This window comes from Oscillatoria sp. HE19RPO, from assembly GCF_024220515.1.
GTDB lineage: Bacteria > Cyanobacteriota > Cyanobacteriia > Cyanobacteriales > Laspinemataceae > Laspinema.
Genome location: NZ_JAMXOT010000405.1, coordinates 1 through 4837, shown reverse-complemented (window position 1 = coordinate 4837; position 4837 = coordinate 1). Strand labels below are relative to the sequence as shown.

Annotated in this window: 4 protein-coding genes; 1 reads left to right on the top strand and 3 read right to left on the bottom strand. The window is 48.5% G+C overall.

All coding sequences use genetic code 11. The features are described 5' to 3' along the window. Window positions 1–160: 160 nt before the first annotated feature. On the bottom strand, window positions 161–676 hold the full coding sequence (locus NG833_RS27990; protein WP_254568547.1) for a L,D-transpeptidase: 516 nt from the start codon (window positions 674–676) through the stop codon (window positions 161–163). Between the two features lie 127 nt (window positions 677–803). Continuing rightward, a complete protein-coding gene (locus tag NG833_RS27985; protein WP_254568548.1) occupies window positions 804–1475 on the bottom strand; it encodes a bifunctional 4-hydroxy-2-oxoglutarate aldolase/2-dehydro-3-deoxy-phosphogluconate aldolase in 672 nt (223 codons plus the stop codon). A 513-nt stretch (window positions 1476–1988) separates the two neighbouring features. Between NG833_RS27985 and NG833_RS27980 the strand changes: the two genes are divergently transcribed. Further along, window positions 1989–4178 (top strand): serine/threonine-protein kinase, encoded by a 2190-nt coding sequence (locus NG833_RS27980; RefSeq protein WP_254568546.1) that lies wholly within the window; start codon window positions 1989–1991, stop codon window positions 4176–4178. A gap of 159 nt (window positions 4179–4337) precedes the next feature. On the opposite strand, the gene NG833_RS27975 is transcribed toward NG833_RS27980, so the two are convergent. After that, a complete protein-coding gene (locus tag NG833_RS27975; RefSeq protein ID WP_254568545.1) occupies window positions 4338–4520 on the bottom strand; it encodes a hypothetical protein in 183 nt (60 codons plus the stop codon). Window positions 4521–4837: the final 317 nt, after the last annotated feature.

Below are 4837 nucleotides of genomic sequence, written 5' to 3'. Positions count from 1 at the left end.
GAAGAAGGATTTTCTTAGTTGGTAGTAACGACTTCAGTCGTTTCCGAATTCATGCCAACCGAAGAACGACTAAAGTCGTTACTACGAACAGAAGAAGGATTTTCTTAGTTGGTAGTAACGACTTCAGTCGTTTCCGAATTAATCAGAGATAAATTTTCCCTTAATGATGAACCACAATTGGCGTACCCACCTCGGCCCAATTAAATAACCATTCAGCGTGATTGACAGCGACATTGGTACAACCGTGACTCATCGGCGTGCCAAAATTGTTATGCCAATAGGCACCATGAATCGCATAACCGCCGTAATAGTACATGGTAAAGGGAACGTCCGGAACATCGTAGGTGTCCCCTTGCATCCGGGTGACTTCATACTTAGTTTGAACAGCAAAGGTGCCCGGAGGAGTGGCATGGTTTTCCGTTCCCGTTGAAACACTGACGGCATAGACAACTTTATTGCCTTCCCATGCCATTAATTTTTGTTCCGTGAGGTCGATTTGAATCCAGCGGTCCGGAGAGGATTGCAAATCGAGCATCATTCGGGCAATCCGGTCATGTTCTACTGCTTGAGCAACTTGGGGTTGAGAAAACCCACAGAAAGCAGAGAGGGTCAAGGCACTGATTGCGCCCAACACACGGAGGGGACTCCAACGAATGTAGCTGATGTTTTTTTTCATAGTTCCTCGCAGTGGAAGTCAATTTATATCTACAACAGACTTGTTGAAAATGGCGTAGTGTGTTAATGAGTGGGTAAGTTGTGGGATTGGGACTTTTATTTAAGGGTTAGCTACAATCCCGAATGGGTTAATTTCCGGAGGAGCCGATCTCATTATTATTATTAAAGTTTTGGATGGAAAGGGTCAAGATTCGCGCTTGGTCCGAGATGGCATCCCAATTTTGCTCGGCAATCAGGTTTTTGGGAAATAAATCCCCGGAGAGTCCGACGGCGATCGCCCCAGCTTTGAGAAAATGGATGGCATTCTGGAGATTGACCCCGCCGGTGGGAATTAAGGGAATATGACCGAGGGGTCCGTGGAGACTGTGGATATAGTGAGGGCCACCCACTGCTGAGATGGGAAAGACTTTCACGCAATTGGCCCCCGCGTGCCAAGCGGTGACGATTTCCGTCGGAGAAAGGGCCCCGGGGATGATGGGAATTCCAGAAGCAGCAGCGACTTGAATCAGGGCCGCTTCAGTGTGGGGGGTAAACAGGAATTGAGCACCGGCAGCGATCGCCCGATTCAGATCCACCTGATTTAACAGCGTGCCCGTCCCAATCGTACATTGGGGTAAATCCGATCGCAGGATATCGATCAGGTCCTCAGGGCGATCGCTATTCCAGGTAATTTCAATCAGGTGAATCCCTCCTCTGGCAACCGCCCGGGCCATTTCATACCCCAATTCAAAGGTCGCAGCACGAATCACCGCGATCGCGCGGTATTGTTGTAGCAATTTTAACCAGGACTTTTCAGACATCATCCGTTTATGTTTCTACAATCTTGCCCCATTGGAAGGGTCAAAAGCGTGGATCTCTGAATCATTCCGTCCCTCCACCTGTGATTCTTGCAAATCAAACACTTTTCCCCTTTCGTAAGCACTCCTTGTTATCCTAATGGAAGGAGCGTACCCCAGAGATGATCCCCAGGCCATTCCCACCCTCCCCCTGTAAAACTCCAACAAATTACCACTCCTCATCATGGCCTCCTTGGAGGATTGGACATACAGTATTAGAACCGGGGTTTCTCCCCGAGATTGGGTCCTAATTGCCTAAATTTTCTCCAAAAACCCGATCGCTCTTCCCGCTACTCTAGCAATACCCGCATTAACCCAGGCTCAAAACCGCAACCTCTACCCTAAGTTTTCCAGATTCCCGTTCAATTAATTCATCGGGATGATATGAACTGCTGAAAATTAAGTCTAATATTAAAAAGTCCCCCGCACCCCTGACCAGCCTATAATAGCCGGGATATTGCAAGCCCGTAGCCATCCATGAGCTACTGTATCAACCCCTCCTGTCCCCGACCCTCCGACCCCTTAAATGCCAAGAATCGCATTTGTCGCCAATGCGGTTCTGAACTTGTTGTGGCAGGACGCTATCGCATCATGAAACTCCTGGGAACCGGCGGGTTTGGACAAACCTTTGAAGTAGACGATCGCGGGTTTCCCAAGGTCTTAAAAGTCCTCACGGAACAAAATCCCAAGGCCATTACCTTATTTAAACAAGAAGCAGCGGTTTTACAACGCCTCAGACACCCCGGCATTCCCGCAGTGGAACCAGGAGGGTATTTCACCTTTACCCCTCGATATGGCAAAACCCCAGTCCATTGCCTCGTCATGGAAAAAATCCAGGGGCAGAATTTAGAGGACTGGTTAGCCAGTCGTAACCATGAACCGATTACCCAACAGCAGGCAGTCGGGTGGTTATTACAGCTTACCGAAATCTTACATCAAGTTCACAATCAGCAGTATTTTCATCGCGATATTAAACCGGCCAATATTATGCTGCGCGACCCCACGCAAATCAAAGCGTTCGGGACGGAACAATTAACCTTAATTGACTTTGGTTCTGCCCGGGAAGTCAGCGGAACCTATCTGGCAAAAATGGCTGTAGGACAACAGGGAACGGTGATTTCTTCTAAAGGATATGCACCCCCAGAACAGGAAAATGGTAAACCCGTTCCCCAATCCGATTTCTTTGGTTTAGGACGGACATTTGTGCAGTTACTCACCGGCAAACATCCCCTGGATTTTTATGACCCCCTCAATGATGAATTGCGCTGGCGACAAGCGGCCCCTCATATTTCCCCGAAATTAGCAAATTTTATCGATGAATTGATGGCGCGCTTACCGGGGAAACGCCCCCAAAGTACCGAGGTAATTTTGCAACGGTTAGGGGAACTGGATGTGATGTTGCATCAGAGGGGAAAATCCCGGGGCCGTTTGACGGTTTTAAAACCCCCAAATCGATTGTTAGATAAGCTGGAAGAGTGGAAAATGCAATTGGTCCTGGGGGGCGGGGTGGTCCTGTTTGGGGTGGTTGCCATCACTCAGGTGAATCTCTCTGAGTTTGGATTCTCGGGGGTAGGAAATGCCGAGGAAATTGCAAAACAATCTGCCTTGGAAGGGAACCCGGAGGTGTTGTCCGTTCCCGAAGATGGGGGAGCTAATTCTGCGCCTGTCAAGGCGGATACTGGGAAAATATTGCCGGATTCACGGTTAGGAAACCGGGAGTTATCTCCAGCGATCGCGATTAATGATATCAAATTGTTCAATACTTTAACGGGACATTCTCAAGACGTGCGATCGGTCGCGGTGAGTCCCGATGGACGGGCGATCGCCTCGGGAAGTTTTGATGGCACGATTAAGATTTGGAACTTAGAAACCGGCGCTTTAATTCGCACCTTAACCGGCCATTCTGATGCCGGAGAAATGGTTTCATCCGTGGCGATCGCCCCCAATGGAACCCTCCTCGCCAGTAGTAGCAATGGGTATGGCGGAACCATTAAAATTTGGAACTTAGCCACGGGGGAATTATTATATACCATTGCCGGGACATCTTTGGGCATTTCTTCCATTGCAATTAGTCCCGATAGTCAACTCCTCGCCAGTGGTTCGGAAGAGGGGAATATTTACCTCTGGAATCTGGAGTCCGGGGAAGCGATCGGAACATTTTCGGGTCATTTAGGAACCGTCTTTTCTGTCGTGTTCAGTCCCGATGGTCAAACCCTCGCCAGTGCTTCTCAAGATGGGTCGATTAAATTATGGTCAGTGGCCAGTCAACCCACGGAATCGGGATTAGCGCAAACTGAAAACCAGCAACTGTCCGGCCATGTGGGAACTGTGTTTTCTGTGGCGTTTAGTCCCAATGGCAAAATGCTGGCATCAGGCAGTGCAGATAATACGATTAAATTATGGGATTTGAGTAAAGGTCAAGAAATTAGCTCCTTTTCGGGTCACTCTGGAACCATGTTTTCTGTAGCCTTTAGTCCCGATGGCAACACGATTGCTGGAGGCACGTTAACAGGTCGAATTAAACTTTGGAATTTAGCCAGTGGAGAACTGGTAGAAACCTTATCCGGACATTCGCGATGGGTCGAATCCATTGTTTTTAGTCCCGATGGGGGTAGACTCGCTTCCGGCAGTGGCGATCGCACCATTCGGATCTGGGGAATTCGGTAATCGGCATTGAATTGAACCGGAAGATTAATACTCTGTTGTTCATGTTTCTGCCAAAATCTGTATAGCACCCTTTATGGCAGCCGGACTGATAAAGTAACAAGATTTTCTATTAAAAATAGACCGGACATCAATGTTGAACAGGGGATGATAACAATCCAATTAGGAGCGATCGTCGCAGCGACGGCCATCATGAAGACCACAGCGGGAGTCATTGGACATTAAAATCTCAGCAGTGCGATCGGACTCAACCCCTTGCAGGGAAGCAGAAGCAAATCCAGCCAATTGCACAGCAACCGTAGAAACTACCAAACCGAACAATAAGACCGAGGTGGATAAACGCATGATTGACTTCCGTTTTAGATTGACTTTCTATAACGGAGAATAGTGAGACCCACAGGGTGGCGTCTCCCACTGTGGTGTCACTTTCCCAGGCGTCTACCCTCGGATCACTCTGCTTCTAGGGAGATAATCTCTCCCCATAAGAAAAGGACTGTGCCATTTGGACAACTGGTTGTTCGTCCTTTCGCAGGGGGTTCAGAAACCGGGTTTCTTTCCTCAATTTAGGACAATCAGCAAAAATTGTCGCAGAAACCCGGTTTCTTGGCCTTTCGCAGGGGGTTCAGAAACCGGGTTTCTTTCCTCAATTTAGGACAATCAGC